Annotated in this window: 11 protein-coding genes; 7 read left to right on the plus strand and 4 right to left on the minus strand. The window is 60.7% G+C overall.

Annotated features, from left to right (window positions below; translation table 11 throughout):
- Positions 1-3 precede the first annotated feature (3 nt).
- From K5R88_RS21740 to K5R88_RS21750, 3 genes are all read right to left on the minus strand, one after another.
- On the minus strand, positions 4-933 hold the full coding sequence (locus tag K5R88_RS21740; protein WP_223451080.1) for a diiron oxygenase: 930 nt from the start codon (positions 931-933) through the stop codon (positions 4-6).
- Positions 930-1,706: a DUF3050 domain-containing protein gene (locus K5R88_RS21745; protein WP_008039599.1), complete on the minus strand. Its 777-nt coding sequence runs from the start codon at positions 1,704-1,706 to the stop codon at positions 930-932. Before K5R88_RS21745 ends, K5R88_RS21740 begins: the two co-directional genes overlap by 4 nt.
- Positions 1,707-2,344: 638 nt before the next feature.
- A complete protein-coding gene (locus tag K5R88_RS21750) occupies positions 2,345-3,055 on the minus strand; it encodes a GntR family transcriptional regulator (protein ID WP_008039600.1) in 711 nt (236 codons plus the stop codon).
- 193 nt (positions 3,056-3,248) lie between these two features.
- On the opposite strand from K5R88_RS21750, the gene lapG reads away from it, so the two are divergent.
- Both lapG and lapD read left to right on the plus strand, forming a co-directional pair.
- Positions 3,249-3,941: a cysteine protease LapG gene (gene lapG, locus K5R88_RS21755; RefSeq protein WP_192226605.1), complete on the plus strand. Its 693-nt coding sequence runs from the start codon at positions 3,249-3,251 to the stop codon at positions 3,939-3,941.
- Between the two features lie 14 nt (positions 3,942-3,955).
- Positions 3,956-5,902: a cyclic di-GMP receptor LapD gene (gene lapD / locus K5R88_RS21760; protein WP_223451078.1), complete on the plus strand. Its 1,947-nt coding sequence runs from the start codon at positions 3,956-3,958 to the stop codon at positions 5,900-5,902.
- Positions 5,903-5,998: 96 nt separating this feature from the next.
- On the opposite strand, the gene K5R88_RS21765 is transcribed toward lapD, so the two are convergent.
- Positions 5,999-6,364, minus strand: a complete 366-nt coding sequence (locus K5R88_RS21765; RefSeq protein WP_192226609.1) for a tryptophan synthase subunit beta — start codon at positions 6,362-6,364, stop codon at positions 5,999-6,001.
- A 499-nt stretch (positions 6,365-6,863) separates the two neighbouring features.
- Between K5R88_RS21765 and bcsQ the strand changes: the two genes are divergently transcribed.
- Genes bcsQ through K5R88_RS21790 form a run of 5 tightly spaced genes read left to right on the plus strand, consistent with a single transcriptional unit; the run spans position 6,864 to position 17,683 of the window.
- Positions 6,864-8,003, plus strand: a complete 1,140-nt coding sequence (gene bcsQ / locus K5R88_RS21770) for a cellulose biosynthesis protein BcsQ (protein WP_226298320.1) — start codon at positions 6,864-6,866, stop codon at positions 8,001-8,003.
- Positions 8,000-10,222: a UDP-forming cellulose synthase catalytic subunit gene (gene bcsA / locus K5R88_RS21775; RefSeq protein WP_008039607.1), complete on the plus strand. Its 2,223-nt coding sequence runs from the start codon at positions 8,000-8,002 to the stop codon at positions 10,220-10,222. Before bcsQ ends, bcsA begins: the two co-directional genes overlap by 4 nt.
- Positions 10,222-12,495 (plus strand): cellulose biosynthesis cyclic di-GMP-binding regulatory protein BcsB, encoded by a 2,274-nt coding sequence (gene bcsB / locus K5R88_RS21780; RefSeq protein WP_226298321.1) that lies wholly within the window; start codon positions 10,222-10,224, stop codon positions 12,493-12,495. Before bcsA ends, bcsB begins: the two co-directional genes overlap by 1 nt.
- Positions 12,495-13,730, plus strand: a complete 1,236-nt coding sequence (gene bcsZ / locus K5R88_RS21785) for a cellulose synthase complex periplasmic endoglucanase BcsZ (protein WP_226298322.1) — start codon at positions 12,495-12,497, stop codon at positions 13,728-13,730. Before bcsB ends, bcsZ begins: the two co-directional genes overlap by 1 nt.
- The gene (locus tag K5R88_RS21790) at positions 13,706-17,683 is read left to right on the plus strand and encodes a cellulose biosynthesis protein BcsC (RefSeq protein ID WP_226298323.1); all 3,978 of its coding nucleotides are present in this window, start codon (positions 13,706-13,708) and stop codon (positions 17,681-17,683) included. The genes bcsZ and K5R88_RS21790 overlap by 25 nt, the downstream gene beginning before the upstream one ends.
- Position 17,684: the final 1 nt, after the last annotated feature.

Consider the following 17,684-nt stretch of genomic DNA (forward strand, 5'->3'; position numbering starts at 1 on the left):
TCGTTAAACCAGGTAGTCGCTCAGGGCTTCTTGAACGCACGGCGAATCGAGCAGCGAACTGCTGCGGAAAAACCGCACGATGTTGGCGACCAACGGGTGATGGCGGTTGATCGGGAAGGCCAGTCCCGACACCTCGCGCTTGAGTGCGGCGCGCGCGGCTTCGCTGATCTGCAAGGAATCGATCAGGCGGAAGTCGAACGACTTCTGAATGTCGTTGGTCAGGTAATGGCCGATGAACACCGGCAAAATCTGCGCGATGCATTGGCGGTCTTCTTCGCTTGCGGTGTGCCAGTAGATGCGCACCAACCGCGCCCAGAAGCCGGAGTGACGACCCTCGTCGAGCAGATGGTCAGCCATCAATCCCTTGATCGATTGCTTGACCGTGTCGTCCTTGGCAAACGCCGCCACGTCGCCGGTGACGGTGTTCTCGGCGATGGCCACGCAGATCAATTCCACGGCACTGCGCAGGTGTTCCGGTGCGAGTGCCACGGCGGCCGGAATCGCCCGGCTCAGTTCGATTTCATCCGGCAGGCCGATGGGCGTGATGCCCGTCATGGCGACGGTTTGCTGCATGAAATCCATTGCGACCAGCGCGTGATAATCCTCGTCCACCACCACGGTCATGGCGTCGTACCGGCAGGCAAACGGGAAGGTCACGGCAAAGCGGTTCTTGGCGATGCTGCGCGCGGTTTTGTCGACGATCTCGGTTTCGAAAATCACCACGTCGTTGATGAATTTGTAGAGCGTCTGCACCAGGGCGAAATCCCGTTGCTCCGGGCATTCGCGCAGAAAGGTTTCACTCAATACCAGCGGTTGGCGACTGAGCGGGTAGATCAGCTTTTCGTCGTTCTCCAGCACGCGGCGCGGTCGGGTGCGGATGGTCGCGCGGCTTTCCCAGGCGTCGGCGAAGGATTGGTAGTCGGCGGCGTTCATGCGTTCACCTCCGCCAACGGCTCGCTCATGCTCAGGCGCAGGCCGTCCCACAGGGCAATGCGGCTTTCCACGGCGGCGAGGGCGCTGGCGTAGACGTCTTCTTCGCGTTGCGGATCGCCATTGACCAATCTCGCGAGGAGTTTTTCCGCTGCTGGGCCGTGGTCCTCGGAATCGACTTCGATGTGCCGTTCCAGGTAGTAACGAAAGGTCGGCGCCTGCTCGATGCCGATGCCCCAATCGTCGAGAATCCGCTGGAACATCTGCGGAATCACGCTCTCGCGACCGTGCAAAAATGCCGCTGCAACACTGTGGCCGGGTGCATGCAGCGCGGTGTGCAAGGTGTGGCGCACGAACTGCGCAGCGGCCGGGTCAACGTCCACGCTCTGCAATGCCACGTCATAACTCACGCCTTCTTGCTGCAGCGCCACGAAGCGTTCGATGACGGCCGTGCTGGCCCCCACTTCGCGCATCGCATCAAGGTACAACTCGAAATGGCTGTAATGGCCGTGGGCCGGACGATCATCGGACTCTTCGCCAAGCACGATCTCGTTGATCAGGCGCGCCGCCTGCGGATCGCTCGGCGGCAGCCAGGGCAACTGAACGCAGGTCAGCTCCTGTTGCAGGCGCTTGGTCAGCGACATGAAATCCCATACCGCAAACACATGGGACTCCATGAAGCGTTGAAGTACCGAAAGCGAATGTATTTCAGAGAAAATCGGGTGCGCGCTAAGTTCTGCTTTCTTCTGATTAAGACGGTCTTTAGTCGATTTCATGGCGAGCCTATAAGTGGTCCGGAGTGAGGTGTGATCAATAAGTAATGAGTGCTTTAAAAAGTCTGATGGCGAGCGGATGCCTCAAATGAATTGATCGGTATTAGTTGCATATAAGTCTTATGGCTAAAGGGTTGCAGCCAGTAGCCAGTAGTGGCGGAGAAAAACTAATACACGAATAAAGTGCTGGGCAAGTTATTTTTATACTATTTTAAAGTTTAACTTTTTCGAGCGTGACAAGTTCCAATAAGACTTTTTGAATAAGTTTTATTTGGGCGTAGTTGCTCCTTTCGGCTTATATAAGTCGAAATCGAAATAAAGAGTGAATGCCTCACTCGAAGCAACTTTCTAAGGGTGATCGTTAGTGTGATTTGAGGGGTGGAAGTTGGCCGGGACGCCGATGCTTCCTTTCCCGTGGCAAGACTCCTTCCTTAGGTTCTTGATGCGGGGACTGCGCCGCTCATGCGGTGCGTCGCCCGTTTGTTATTCGTTGGCAGCCCAAGAGTGAGCGTAAATCAAGGCAGCCGCTATCACCGACGCGTCATAGGGTCAGTGCAAGGGGCGGGTTTGGCAGAAAGGATGTGCAGGCGCGGCAAGCGCGGGCGAGCAGGTCGACCTGCTCGCGCCGTTGCCGGGGTGATTTATTTCGAGGTTTTTCTGCTTTGCGCTTCGGGGCTTTCGAGATAGCGGGTGATGACCTCGACACCTCGGTTGAGGTGATGTTCGAGCAGCTTCACCGAACGCTCGATGTCGCGGTCTTCCACCGCCCGCAGCAGCGCACGGTGATCTTCCTGGGACAGTTTGCCCAGGCCCATGGCTTCCAGGTTGAAGCGCAGGAAGCGTTCCTCTTCGTTCAGTCCGTCTTCGACCAGCCTCAAGAGCCGACGGTTAGGCGCCTTGCAATACATCGACATGTGGAACAGGCGGTTCAGCCGGCCGATTTCGGTGTAATCGTGTTCCGTTTCCAGTTCGTCGATGTAGCGGGCCGCCTGCTCGAAGTCTTCGTTGGTGAGCAAAGGGATCGACAGGCGCAGGGCTTCGGACTCCAGAAGGATGCGCAATGCGTAAGTCTCGACGGCGTCGCCCTGAACCAGTGGCGCGACCACCGCACCTTTGTGGGCGACCACGTTAAGCAGTGCATGGGCTTCGAGCTGGCGCAAGGCTTCACGGACCGGCATGCGGCTGACACCAAACAGGTCGGCCAGGTCTTGTTGGCGAAGGGCCGTGCCGCAAGGAATGCGACCATCGAGAATGGCGGCACGCAGGGTCTCTTCGATGACCGAGCGGGCCAAATGCGCGGGAATCGGCCCGTTGACCTTGATACTGCTGAGAGGGTTGGGCTTCTGTGTCACTACAACGCACCCTGAATGACTGAGATAATTTGGATCCAAGAGGACACTAGTGACTGCCTGACAGGTTGTCAAACGCACACAGGGTCACACTTCAAGTTTAGTCGGCCCGCAGTGATCTCACCGTGCCATTGTTATTTAACAGGCTAACCTTCAACATCAATCGATTCCACCTGCCCACCCTGGATGCCTCGCATTGGCGGCACGTTTCGCGATCCCTCGGACCTTGCGCTGGTTGTGCTGCGCGTTGCTGCTGGCCGGTGTCATTTCGGGCGGCCTGCACGCCGACTGGGATTTTTCCCTGATCAGCCGTCGGGCGCAGGCGTTGTACGGGCCATTGGGCGAGGGTCAGCAGCGCATCGATGCCTGGCAGCAATTGTTGGCAACGCAGAAGCAACTCAGTGAGCTGGACCAGCTCAATGTGGTCAACCAATTCTTCAACAAACAGATGCGCTATGAAGAGGACATCGACCTGTGGCACGAGGTCGATTATTGGGAAACCCCGATCGAAGCCCTGTGGAAAGGCGCCGGTGATTGCGAAGACTTCGCCATCGCCAAGTATTTCAGCCTGCGCCGCCTCGGCGTTTCCAGTGACAAGTTGCGCATTACTTACGTAAAGGCCCTGAGCCTCAATCGCGCGCACATGGTGCTGACCTACTACGCCAGCCCCGACGCCATGCCGCTGGTGCTCGACAGCCTGATCGATGCGATCAAGCCCGCCAGCCAACGTACCGATCTGTTGCCCGTCTACGCTTTCAATGCCGAAGGCTTGTGGTTGCCGGGTGCCAAGGGCAACAAGAAAGTGGGCGATACCAAGCGGTTGTCCCGTTGGCAGGATGTGTTGAAGAAAATGCAGGCGGAAGGATTCCCGGTCGAAACGATTAACTAGGAGCACGCGCTCAGATGTCTTTGTTCAAACAGCTATTGATCGCTATTTGTCTGTTCCTGGTGGTCGCCTTCACCGGCAGCTTCATGGTCAGCCTCGAGAGCTCGCGCACCCAGTACGTCAACCAGTTGCGCTCCCACGCTCAGGACGCCGCGACGGCGTTGGCGCTGTCGTTGACGCCGAACATCGATGACCCGGCGATGGTCGAGCTGCTGGTCAGCTCGATCTTCGACAGCGGTTACTACGCGAGCATCCGCGTGGTCGATCTGTCGAACGACAAGACGCTGGTCGAACGCAACGGCATCCCGGCGGTCACCAATGTGCCGGACTGGTTCATCAAGCTGATCGGCCTGGAACCGGCGGGCGGCGATGCGATTGTCAGCCGTGGCTGGGAGCAGGCTGCGCGGGTCGAAGTGGTCAGCCATCCGATGTTCGCGCTGGCCAAGCTTTGGCAGAGCGCACTGGGCAGTCTCGGCTGGTTGCTGCTTTGCGGCGCGGTGAGTGCGGCGCTGGGGGCGTTGCTGTTGCGTCGGCAATTGAAACCGCTGGACTACATGGTCCAGCAATCCCACGCCATTGCCCGCCGCGAATTCCTCAGCCTGCCGGACCTGCCGCGCACACCTGAATTGCGCCGGGTGGTGCAGGCCATGAACCAGATGGTCGAGAAGCTCAAGGCGTTGTTCCAGGAGCAGGCCGAACGCAGTGAAAAACTGCGCGCCGAGTCCTATCAGGACAACCTGACCGGGTTGGCCAACCGGCGCTATTTCGAGATGCAATTGAACGCGCGGGTGAGCAATCCGGAGCAGGCGAGTTCGGGTTATTTGCTGCTGCTACGGGTCAAGGACCTCGCCGGGCTGAATCAGCGTCTGGGCGGTCAACACACCGATGATTTGTTGATCGCGGTCGGCGAGCAACTGTCCCGCGAGTGCGCCAAATACCCCGAAACACTGAACCTTGTCACGCGGATCCGTGGTGGTGAATTTGCCGTGCTGGCGCCGGGATTGCTGCGCGCAGAAGCGCTGCAACTGGCGCAAAACCTCGACAGCGCCTTGGTCACCCTGCATGCGACCGGCGCCACCGACGTGGCCGCCGTGGCTTTCATCGGGCTGGCGCCGTTTGTGTATGGCGATGCCCCGCAAGCGGTGCTCGGGCTGGCGGATCAGGCACTGGCGCAGGCCGAAGGCCAGGGCGATTCCCGATGGGTGTGCCTGGACCGCGCAACGTCGACCCCTGTCGGCGATGATCATCATGCCTGGCACAGCTTGCTCGATCTGGCGCTGAGTCAGCAGCGCTTCGAGCTGTATTTCCAGCCGGTGGTGGCCAGTCAGGACACGACGCGGGTGCTGCATTACAAAGTGCTTTCACGCCTGATCGACGAGCAGGGCCAGGCGATCCCCGCCGGCCGGTTCTTGCCGTGGCTTGAGCGTTTCGGCTGGGCCGCGCGCCTGGACCGCCTGATGCTGGAGCGGGTGCTCGAGCAGATGGCCGACCATGAAGCGTCGTTGGCGCTGAACCTGTCCTCGGCGACGCTGGCCAATCCGCAGGCGCTGAGTCAACTCTTCGATATTTTGCGTGCGCATTCCAGTTTGGGGTCGCGGCTGACGCTGGAAATCGGTGAGGAACAACTGCCAGAGCAGGCTGAGCTGGAAGAGCTGACACGGCGCCTACGTGAACTCGGCTTTTCGTTGAGCCTGCAACACTTTGGCGGGCGCTTCAGCATGATCGGCAACCTGGCACGGCTCGGGTTGGCGTATTTGAAGATCGACGGCGTTTACATCCGCGCGATTGATCAGGAGAGCGACAAGCGTTTGTTCATCGAGGCGATTCAGCGGGCGGCGCACAGCATCGACTTGCCGTTGATTGCCGAGCGGGTCGAGACGGATGGGGAGCTGGCGGTGATTCGCGAGATGGGGATTTACGGTGTGCAGGGGCAGTTGATTGGTGAGCCCAAGCCCTGGCAGTGATCAGATCTGAAGATCACCATCGCGAACAACCCGGTAAACATTGTAGGAGCCGGCTTGCCGGCGATGGCGTCAGCACAGAAAACGACAAAGGTTGGATCAGATCAACCCCGAATCATCCTCATCCACCAGATTACTCAACCCACCCAACGCTTCCCGGGCCTGTGACCGGTCCATCAGTTTGGCCTGTGCGGCGGCCGGCAGGTCGGTGACGCGGATCACGCCCTTATCGGTCAGCACCTGAATCAGGTCGTCGAGTACCCGGATCATGTCCAGGTCACTTTGCCTCAATTGCTTGAGTTGTTTGATTTGCTGAAGTTGTTTGTGGCTGGTCGCCATGACTTCGCTGGCAAACCAGGCTTGAAGATCGGGATGGTCGGCCGGGAGTATTTCGGTAGACCCGGCATAGGCCTCGGTTTCCACGCGCATCAGTTGGCCGTCTGCATTGCGTTGCACGTAGAACATAGAGCATCCCTCATGAATGACCCGCATAGGTCTGTCAGCAGCATAGCCAACGGAGCGGTGGCTGGATGTCAAACCGTGGCAAAACATGCTTATGAACTAAGTAACTAATTGATTTAAAAGATATATACGAAACAACTAAACGTCTGTTCGTTAATTGCCAGGGTAAATGGTCCGCTTATTGCTCCGTTGTTACTTGTGTTCGTGATGTTGTCAGCGACTGAATGAGCCTGCCATTCGGCGCCAAAATGAGCGGCCGTTCAGGCTTGAGTGGATAATCGCGCGCCGTCCGGTCGAGCCGTTTTTTCGGTGAATGCATGCATAGATCTGCAGCCAAAAAAACAGCGCTAAGTCAAAAAAATGGCGATTAAAAAATAATTTTGATCGCGATTAAGTATTACGCTAGTGTAGTTCAAAATATTGACGATATCATTTTAGTGGCTCACCTCGACGGACCGTCACGAGCTTCGTGTTCTATCTCAGTAAGCGCCTCGGGCAGTCTATGAATCGTACAGACGATATATCGAACCTGTTCAACAGGTTCGGGGCAAGTGCGGACAGCTATCTCGAATTCGATAGCCATTTTGACTACAAAGAAAAGCCGTTGGCGCTGGTGCCGACTACGCCTGCGTCCGTGGTGATTGAAGCCCCTCAGGCCGCTATTGAGGTGGTTGAAGCCGCACCGGTCGAACGTGCGATACATGTTGAGGCTGAACTGCCGCCCGTCAAAATCCCCCAGGTTGCTGCGCCGCTTCGCCATTTACTGGCCGAGGTCGCGCTGGCGCGTCAGGCAGAAGCGCAGGCACGCAACGAAGAGGCGCTGCGCCAGGTGCTGCCTCATGGCCGTCCGAGCAAAACCAAGGCGTATGTCATCGCGTTGATATCGGGCAAGGGCGGTGTTGGCAAAAGCACCCTGGCTTCGGCGCTGGCTACCCTGTTGCGGGTTGAGCACGGTCAGACGCTGGCCATCGACCTCGATCCGCAAAACGCCTTGCAGCATCACCTGGGTGCCGAGCCGGATGTGGCGGGCATGGCCAACGCCAGCCTGCAGGGTGAAAACTGGAATTCACTGCTGTTGGCCGGGCCGGCAGGCTCATTGTTGCTGCCTTATGGTGCGGTCACTGAAGATGAACGCCGGACGCTGGAACGCTATCTGGAAAACGATCGATTCTGGCTGGCCCGTCAGTTGGCGAACATGGCGCTCGGCGAAAATGACGTGGTGATCCTCGACACACCACCGGGTCGCACGGCTTACCTGGACCAGGCCTTGATGGTGGCTGATCAGGTGCTGGTGGTGGTGACCGCCGACGCCGCGTGCTTCCAGACACTGGACCCGATGCAGCGCTTGCTCGACGAACGCAAGGCCCGGGGGCAGGCTCCGCTGTGCAATTACGTGATCAATCAGTTCGACGCCTCCCGAGCGTTTTGCCGGGATATGCAAGAGGTGCTCAAGCGCCGTCTCGGTAATGATCTGCTGGGGGTCGTGGCGCTGGATCACAGCATCGGTGAGGCGTTGGCGTACGGTCAAAACCCGTTGCTGGAACCGGGCTTTTCCCCGGCCTGCCGAGACATGCGAGTCCTGAGTGACACGCTCAAGGCGCAACTGAAATCGATGGATATCGCGGAGTCGTACGCTTCGTGATTACAGCCTCAGCTCCCGATACCGAAGCCCTGACGCGATCGCAGCGTTGGGCGCAGGCGCTGTCCGAACGCGTAGACAGTTTGCCCAAGGCATTGCGTCGAGCGTTGATCCTCGGCGTCACGCTGATGTGCGCGCTGATGGCTGTTTTTATCATCACAGTGCCGTTCGATCTGTATTCGCAGTGCCTCTTTGCGGCGGGTTGCTTCGCCACCGCGTTGGTACTGCGCAAGATTCCGGGGCGCCTGACGGTGATGGTGCTGATCGGTTTGTCACTGACGGCATCCCTGCGCTACCTGTACTGGCGGCTGACGTCCACCCTCGGTTTCGAAGGCTGGCTGGACATGCTGTTTGGCTACGGCCTGGTCATGGCCGAGCTGTACGCGATGATCGTGCTGGTGTTCGGTTACATCCAGACCGCCTGGCCGCTGCGCCGCAAACCGATATTGATGAGCGGCCCGCCCAGTGAATGGCCGACGGTCGATGTGTTCATCCCGTCGTACAACGAAACACTGGATATCGTCAAAGTCACGATCTTCGCCGCTCAGGCCATCGACTGGCCTCGCGACAAATTGCGCGTGCATGTTCTCGATGACGGGCGCCGCGAGGACTTTCGCGAGTTCTGCGGGCAGATCGGCGTCAACTACATCGTTCGCGACAACAACCGCCACGCCAAGGCAGGCAACCTCAATGAAGCGTTGAAGGTCACCAGTGGCGAGTTCGTGGCGATTTTCGACGCCGACCACGTGCCCACGCGCTCTTTCCTGCAGGTGAGTATCGGCTGGTTCCTCAAGGACCCGAAGCTGGCGATGCTGCAAACGCCGCACTTCTTTTTCTCCCCTGACCCGTTCGAAAAAAACCTCGACACCTTCCGTTCCGTGCCGAACGAAGGTGAGCTTTTCTACGGCCTCGTGCAGGACGGCAACGACCTGTGGAACGCGACGTTCTTCTGCGGTTCCTGTGCCGTCATCCGCCGTGAACCGTTGCTGGAAGTTGGTGGCGTGGCCGTCGAGACCGTGACCGAAGACGCCCACACGGCGCTCAAACTCAACCGTGCCGGCTACAACACCGCGTACCTGGCCATTCCTCAGGCGGCGGGCCTGGCGACGGAAAGCCTGTCGCGCCACATCAGCCAGCGGATTCGCTGGGCACGGGGCATGGCGCAGATTTTTCGCACCGATAACCCGCTGTTCGGCAAAGGCCTCAGCCTGGGCCAGCGTCTGTGCTACGTGAACGCGATGCTGCACTTTTTCTATGGTTTGCCGCGTCTGGCGTTCCTTACCGCGCCGCTGGCCTTTCTGATTTTCGACGCGCGGATCTACCACGCTTCGGCCTTGATGATTACCGCTTATGTGCTGCCGCACATCCTTCACGCCAGCCTGACCAACTCCAGTATTCAGGGGCGGTTCCGCCATTCGTTCTGGAACGAGGTCTACGAGACGGTACTGGCCTGGTACATCATGGGCCCGGTGCTGATGGCGCTGGTCAATCCCAAGTTCGGCGGCTTCAACGTGACCGACAAGGGCGGGATCATCGACAAGAAGTACTTCGAATGGAAGCTGGCGCGCCCCTACATCATCCTGCTGAGTTTGAACGTCGTCGGCATGATCATCGGTGTGGTGAAGCTGATGGAGGGCGCGGACGATGCGGCGACCACGATCCTGATCAACCTGGCCTGGACCGTTTACAACATCATCATCACCAGCGCCTCGGTGGCGGTGGCCAGTGAAACCCGGCAGATGCGTTCCGAGCCGCGGGTTGCGGCGGCGTTGCCGATGCGCCTGACCCGTGCCGACGGCAGTGTCATCGAAGGCACCACTCTCGATTTCTCGCAAAAAGGCCTGGGCTTCCGTTTGCCTGACGGGGTGACGGTTCCCCAGGGCGAGCGGGTGCAGATCTCGCTGTTTCGCAATCAACACCTGAGCGTGTTCCCGGCGGTGATTGTGTTCAGTCGCGGCACCGTTTTGGGCGCGCAGTTCGATCAGTTGACGCTGCGCCAGCAAAGCGAACTGGTGCGCCTGACCTTCTCGCGCGCCGACACCTGGGCGTCGACCTGGGGCAGCGGTCAGGTCGACACGCCGTTGGTGGCGTTGCGTGACGTCAGTGCCATTGGCCTGCGCGGTATCTACGAACTCTTCAAGGCCACGGTCCTGGAAGCGCGGGCATGGCTGCGCAACCGTCGTCCACCCCCACCCCTCTTAGAAAACGTTCTGGACAAGTGATGAACTCGAAGTCTTTCGCTGTCGGTAACCTGCGCGGTGTTCGCCGCGCTCTGGCTCGTGCGACCTGCACCATGCTGGCGTTGGGGAGTGGTGTCGCGGCGTTCGCCGAAACGGCGCCGGCGACCAGTGCCACGGCAGGTGCCGGCAACTACAGTCTGACGCTCAAGCAGCTGGGCCGGAACTATCCGATGACCCTGCGCGGCGTCGAGTCCGCCGACAGCGTCAACTTCGACGTGCGCGCCGATGCGATCGTGACCGGCGCGCACCTGACGTTGCAATACACCTATTCCCCTGCGCTGCTGGCCGACCTTTCGCAGATCAACGTGATGGTCAACGATGAGGTGGCCGCCAGCCTGCCGTTGCCCAAGGAAAACGCCGGGGCGATGCAAAAACAGGTGGTGGAGATTCCCGCTCACCTGATCACCGAGTTCAACCGTTTGAGCCTGCAGTTCGTCGGCCACTATTCGATGAGTTGCGAAGACCCGCAGCACTCCAGCCTGTGGGCCAGGATCAGCAACAACAGTCAGCTCGACATTCAAGTGTCGCCACTGACCTTGCCGGACGATCTGGCGATCCTGCCGTTGCCGTTTTTCGACCGTCGGGATGCGCGTCAGCTGAGCTTGCCGTTTGTGTTTGCCGCTGCGCCAGACAACAGCACCCTGGAAGCCGCCGGCGCACTGTCGTCGTGGTTCGGCGCCCAGGCCAGCTATCGCGGCGCGGTGTTTTCCTCGCGCTTCAACCAACTGCCGGCCAGCGGCAATGCCGTGGTGCTGCTCAGTGGTCCTGATGCGCTGCAACTCGGTGGTTTGACGCTGCCGGCGGCGACAGGGCCGACCCTGACGCTGATGAGCAATCCCAACGATGCGAACGGCAAATTGCTGGTGATCACCGGTCGCGACGGGGCGGAACTCAAGCGCGCCGCGACGGCGTTGGTGCTGGGCAGTCAGGCGTTGTCGGGCAGCCGCGTGGTGATCGACCATCTCGACAACGTGCAGCCACGCAAGCCGTACGATGCACCGAACTGGTTGCCCACCGATCGTCCGGTCAAGCTGGGTGAGTTGATTGCGGCCAAGCAATTGAATGTCGCCGGCTACAACCCCGGCGAGATCACCGTGCCGCTGAATTTCCCGCCAGACCTGTTCACCTGGCGCGACGAAGGCGCACCGCTGGACCTCAAATACCGCTACACCCCGCAAGAGAAATCCTCCAACTCGTCGTTCATTGTCAGCTTCAACGACGGGCTGATTCAGTCTCGCAACCTGCCGTCCCAGGACAAACTCGACAGCGGTGTGCTCAGCGCGCTGAAGACCAACGACAGCCTGGCCCGCGAAGTTCGTGTGCGCCTGCCGTTGAACTCGGTCGCCCTGCAATCGCGCCTGCAACTGCGCTACATGTTCGATTACATCAAACAGGGCGAGTGCGGCGACATCATCATCGACAACATGCGCGGCAGCGTGGACCCGGAATCGACCCTGGACCTGCGCGGCTACGACCACTTCATGGCCATGCCCAACCTCGGCGTGTTCAAGGATGCAGGCTTCCCGTTCACCCGCCTGGCCGACCTGTCGCAAACCGCCGTGGTGCTGCCGGACAGCGCCGGGGCTACTGACCTGGATGCCTACCTCACGGTGCTCGGACGGTTTGGTCAGTCCACCGGTTACCCGGCCACCGGTGTACAGGTGACGCAAGCGGCGCAGGTCGCGACGGCTGCCGACAAGGATCTGCTGGTGTTGGCGTCCGGTGCCAACCAGCCGTTGCTGACCCAGTGGGCCGACCGTCTGCCGGCGGCCGGGAATGACGGTAAGCAACGTTTCGAACTGTCCGACTTGCCCATGCGCGTACGGGATTGGTTCAGCCCCGACCCGGATGCCAACCAGCGCAAGGCACGGCTGGCCATGGCGTTTTCCGGCGGGCAGCGCAGCACGTACCTGACCGGTTTCGAGTCGCCGCTGAAGAGCGGTCGCAGCGTCGTGGTGATTGCCAGCGACCGGCCGGAAGGCCTCACCGAAGCGACCAAAGCCTTGGTCGGTGGCGAGGAATACACCCAGTCGATCCAGGGCAGCCTGGTGGTGGTTCGCGGCAAATCCATCGAAGCGCTGGTGGCGGACGAGCAGTACTACGTCGGCGAACTCGGGCCGTTCAAGTACGTGCAATGGATGTTGTCGCGGCATGTGGGCTGGATGTTTGCGCTGACCGGGCTGGCCATCGTGCTGCTCAGTGGTCTGGCGTACGTGTCGCTGCGTGCCCGCGCCAAACGACGTCTTGAGGTGTGATGAGCGTGCCCGCCTTCGCCCGTAAACGCCCGTGCCGTGCCGCCGTGATCGCGCTGTCGACGCTGCTGCTGGCATGGCTGCTGCCCGCCACCGCTCAGGCGCAACGTTGCGAGGCATCGACCTGGCCGTTGTGGCAGACGTTCGTCGAGCACTTTGTGCAACCCGACGGGCGTGTGCTGGACGCCAGCACGCCGCAACGTCACAGCTCGTCTGAAGGTCAGTCGTACGCCATGTTCTTCGCCCTGGTGGCGAATGACCGGGTCACCTTTGACAAGCTGTGGCGCTGGAGTCAGGACAACCTCGCCCAGGGCGATATCAAGAACAATCTGCCGGGTTGGTTCTGGGGCCTGGACGAGCAGGGCCAATGGCGCCTGCTGGACAGCAATTCGGCGTCAGACGCCGATCTCTGGTTCGCCTACGCGTTGCTCGAAGCCGGGAGGCTTTGGCAGAGCGACGCCTACACCCAGGCGGCGCGCCAGATCCTGCACAACGTTGTCACCCAGGAGGTCGAGGACCTGCCGGGGCTGGGCAAAATGCTGATGCCGGGAAAATTCGGATTTATCAAACCCGACCTCAACAAGCCTGAGCTGTGGCAGCTCAACCCCAGTTACCTGCCGATTCCGGTGCTGCGCCGATTCGCCGACATCGATCGCAACGGACCGTGGGCGGAAATCGCCACGAACACCGCGACCCTGATCAAGGCCGTCAGCTACAAAGGCTTCGTTGCCGATTGGGTCAGTTATCGCCGCACCGGGCCGGGCAAGGGCGAGTTCATCGTCGACCCGGTCAAGGGTGAATTGGGCAGTTACGATGCGATCCGCACGTACCTGTGGGCGGGCGTAATGCCGGTCAAGGACCCGCTGCGCAAACCGCTGCTCGGCAGCCTGGGCGGCATGCTCGCCGCCACGCTCGCCGACGGTGTGCCGCCGGAGAAAGTCCAGGTGCTCAGTGGTCAGCGCAGCGGTGCCGGCCCGTTCGGTTTTTCCGCCGCGCTGCTGCCGTATTTCAAAGCGCTGGGCAATGCGTCGCTGCAACAGCAACAGGCCTTGCGCGTGCAGCAACTGATGGCCCAGACCCTGACCGCCGAAGCGGTCCAGGCAAAGCAGCCACCCTATTACTTTTTTGTACTGAGCCTGTTTTCGCTGGGCTACATGGACAACCGCTACCACTTCCTCGATCACGGGAAGTTGCAACCGATGTGGGAGAAGCAATGCCAGCGCGCCGTCACGCCATAGCCTTCGGGGTTTTCGCCGCCCTGATCCACAGCAGCAGCTTTGCCGAGCTCAATGGCGCCGGCAAGGCGCTGCTGCAACAGGGGCAATACTGGCAGGCACAAGGTGACCAGGTCCGGGCCACCGAAGCCTGGAAAAAACTGTTGCTGATCGATCCGCAGCAAGCCGATGCGATTTACGGTCTGGGCTTGCTGGAGCTCAAGGCCAACCGTCCTGCGGGTGCCAATCGCTACCTGGATCAGCTCAAGCAATCCCATCCCGGTGAATCGCAAACGTTGTTGCTGGAACAGGCCATCGCCTTGCAGAGCGGCAACAATCTCGATCAGTTGGAGCAGGCGCGCCTGCTGGCAACGGCGGGCGAGCTGGACAAGGCCATGCCGATTTATCGGCAGATCTTCGCGGGCAAGGCACCTCAAGGGGAGCTGGGCCTGGAGTTCTACAACTACCTCGGTTACTCGACCGGCGGCTGGACTGAGTCGCGCCAGGGCCTGGAGCGTTTGCTGCAACAAAGCCCGGACAACGCCAAGGTCAAACTGGTTTTGGCCAAGCTGCTGCTGCGCAACGAGGCTACTCGTACCGACGGTATTCGTCGCTTGGGTCAGCTGTCGACCCTGCCCGAACTGGGCGGTGAGGCTACCGAGAGTTGGCGCGAGGGTCTGGTGTGGCTGGGTTCGCCACGAGCGGCGGAGATCCCGTTGTTTGAGGAGTACCTCAAGGCCAATCCGGATGACGCCGAGATTCGCACGCAAATGAACAGCCGTGGCACGGCTGCCGTGGCTGCCCAGCAGAATCCGAACCTGGCACGCGGTTTCAAGGCGCTTCAGGACAACCAGTTGAATGTCGCCGAGCAAGCCTTTCTGGCACGAATCAAAGAACAAGCGCAGGACGCCGACGCGTTGGGCGGCCTGGGGATCGTTCGTCAGCGTCAGGGCCGCTTGAGCGATGCCAATGAACTGCTCAAGCGTGCCGCAGGCCGTGGCGGCAACCCGCGCTGGCAAGCGGCGCTGGAGAGCAATCGTTACTGGGATCTGCTGGGCCAGGCTGACAAGGCCAAATCCGACCATGACCTGGTGCGGGCGCGCAGCCTGTTGCAACAGGCCATCGCCAGTAAGCCGCGACAAGTCGAAGGCTATGTCGCTTTGGGTGGTGTGCAAGCGGAGCAGAACCAGTTGGACAATGCCGAGGCGAGCTATCGTCAGGCACTGACCCTGGACAATGAAAACCCAGCGGCCCTGCTGGGGCTGATCACCGTGCTGGCGCAAAACGGTCAGGCCAGCCAAGGGTTGCGAATGATCGAAGGGCTGAACCCGGCCCAGCAAAAACGCCTTGGCGATTTGCGGCCATTGCGTGCCGCCGTCGCGGTCGGCCAGGCGAAAAATGCCGAGCGTAGCGGCGACCTCAACGGCGCGATTGCCGCGCAACAGGAAGCCGTGCGCAACGACCCGCAGAATGTCTGGACGCGCTATGACCTGGCGCGTCTGTACGTGCAAGCGAAGGCCCCGGACAAAGCCCGGCAGACCATGGCGGAGCTTCTTAAGGCCGATCCGCAGCGCGTCGATGCGCTGTACGTCAGCGCGCTGCTACTGAGCCAGTTGGGTGAGTGGTCGAACGCGCAAAGCACGCTGGAGCGCATCCCGGTGAGCCAGCGCAGCACGGCGATGCAACAACTGGCCAACGAGGTTCAAGTGCAATCCCTGGCCAGCCAGGCCTCGACCCTGGCCAAACAAGGTGACCGCAGCCAAGCCATCACGTTGCTGCGTCGTGCCGAACTGGCGGCCAACGGCAAACCCGAATCATTGGGCATGCTGGCCTCGGCGTACGTCGATGCCGGTGATACCGAACACGCGTTGTCGATGCTGCGCAACGCCATGGCACAAAGCAGCACACCGTCGGCGTCGCTGCGCCTGGCGTACGCCGGCGTGCTGCTGAAGACCGGTGACGACGTGCAGGTCAATCAGATCCTGCACGAGCTGCAGAGCCAGCCATTGGCGGCGGCGGATCAGCGCAGCTACGACCAACTGTTGTACCTCTACACCGTGCGTCAGGCCGATCTGTTGCGGGAAAAGGGCGACCTCGTGGCTGCCTACGACACGCTCGCGCCGGCCCTGGCTCAGCGCCCGAACGACCCCTTGGCGGTTGGAGCGCTGGCACGCATGTACCTGGCCAACAACAACGCCAAAAAAGCCATCGAGCTGTATCAACCGTTGCTCGACCAGGCACCGAATGATCCGCAGTTGCAGATCGGCATGGCCCAGGCCTTGAATCAGTCCGGCGATTATCGCGGCGCCGAGAAAGCCATGGACAAGGCGCTGGAACTGGCGCCGAACGATGCGCCGATTCTCGCCACCGCCGCCAGTCTGTATCGCGCCCAAGGCAAGAACGCCAAGGCCGCACAGCTGTATGCGCGCGCCCTGGCACTGCAAGCGCCGAGCAAGGAAGACGCCAATCCGTTTGCCGGGACCGTGGCTGCCAACCCGTTCGTGGGCAAGGCCGGCCAACGCAGTCAATCGCGGCTGGCCGAGGCTACGCTGTCGCAAATTCCGGCGCCCGCACAGGTGCAAGTTGCGCAGGCGGCGGATGAGGCCGAGCCTGCCCTATCCAATGCCCTGGCGAGCAATGGCAGCGCTGGCGCTTACGCTGTGCAACCCGCGCGGGCCCCGGCCAAGCCGACGGACCCGCAGGCTGAAGCCCGCCAAGCGATGCAAAGTGCGCTGGACCAGATTGATCAGGAGCGCAGCCCGCGTGTCACTCAAGGCGTGACCATCCGCAGCAATGACAGCGAGTCGGGCCTGAGCAAAATCACCGACGTCGAAACGCCGCTGGAAATCAGTGTGCCGCTGGGCGATGACCGTCTGGCGCTGCGCGTTACGCCGGTGTCGCTGAACGCCGGTGGCATCAGTGATCCCGCCAAGTCGCGCTTCGGTGGTTTCAATGAGCAGCAGATGGCCGCGTTGCAAGCCCAGTTGGCGAACAACACGGACCCGGTCCAGACCGATTTTCTGCGTAATCAGATCAGCGGCCCGATCGGGCGCCAAAAGGACACGGGTGTCGGCCTGGCCGTGGCTTACGAGAACCCGTCGCTGGGGCTGAAAACCGATCTGGGCGCAAGCCCTATGGGCTTCCTCTACAGCACCGTGGTCGGTGGTATCAGCATTGATCGCTCGTTCACCGAAGGCAGCGATTTCCGCTACGGCCTGAGCCTGTCGCGGCGCCCGGTGACCGACAGCCTGGTGTCTTTCGCCGGTGCGCGAGACGCCCGCAGTGGTCTGGAATGGGGCGGCGTCACCGCCAATGGCGGGCGTTTGCAGCTCAGCTATGACAATGGCGATTACGGCGTCTATGGCTACGGTGGCCTGCACAAACTGGTGGGCAACCACGTCGAATCCAACAGCCGTGCCGAGGCCGGCACCGGTGTCTACTGGTACTTGCTCAATGACGATAGCCGTCAGCTGACCGCCGGCCTGAGCCTCACCGGCATCAGCTACGACAAGAACCAGGGCAACTTCACCTACGGCAACGGCGGTTACTTCAGCCCGCAAAACTTCTTTTCCATCGGCGTGCCGATTGGCTGGTCGCAACGCACCGATCGCTTGAGTTACTCGATCAAGGGCTCGGTCGGCGTACAGCACATCGAGCAGGATGCGACGCCGTACTTCCCGAACGACAACGACATGCAAAGCGTGCTGAGTCAGGTTTCGCAGCAGTACGCCACGGCCGGGATCATTGTGCCGACCCAGTACTCGGGACAGAACAAGACAGGCGTCGGTTACAACCTGAATGCGGCCGCCGAGTACCGTTTTGGCGACAACGTCTTCCTGGGCGGCAGCTTCGGCCTGGACAACGCCCAGGACTACAAGCAATTCACCGGTGGTTTGTACCTGCGGTACATGTTTGAAGACTTCACCGGTCGCATGGCGATGCCGGTCAGCCCTTACCGTTCCCCTTATTCGAATTAAG

The organism is Pseudomonas sp. MM213 (assembly GCF_020423045.1).
In the GTDB taxonomy this organism is placed as follows: domain Bacteria; phylum Pseudomonadota; class Gammaproteobacteria; order Pseudomonadales; family Pseudomonadaceae; genus Aquipseudomonas; species Aquipseudomonas migulae.

Coding starts and splice junctions, on each gene's coding strand:
- lapD (WP_223451078.1), top strand. CDS start 3,956: ATGTCTTTGTTCAAACAGCTATTGATCGCTATTTGTCTGTTCCTGGTG.
- bcsB (WP_226298321.1), top strand. CDS start 10,222: ATGAACTCGAAGTCTTTCGCTGTCGGTAACCTGCGCGGTGTTCGCCGC.
- K5R88_RS21745 (WP_008039599.1), bottom strand. CDS start 1,706: ATGAAATCGACTAAAGACCGTCTTAATCAGAAGAAAGCAGAACTTAGC.
- K5R88_RS21740 (WP_223451080.1), bottom strand. CDS start 933: ATGAACGCCGCCGACTACCAATCCTTCGCCGACGCCTGGGAAAGCCGC.
- bcsZ (WP_226298322.1), top strand. CDS start 12,495: ATGAGCGTGCCCGCCTTCGCCCGTAAACGCCCGTGCCGTGCCGCCGTG.
- bcsQ (WP_226298320.1), top strand. CDS start 6,864: ATGAATCGTACAGACGATATATCGAACCTGTTCAACAGGTTCGGGGCA.
- K5R88_RS21765 (WP_192226609.1), bottom strand. CDS start 6,364: ATGTTCTACGTGCAACGCAATGCAGACGGCCAACTGATGCGCGTGGAA.
- K5R88_RS21790 (WP_226298323.1), top strand. CDS start 13,706: ATGCCAGCGCGCCGTCACGCCATAGCCTTCGGGGTTTTCGCCGCCCTG.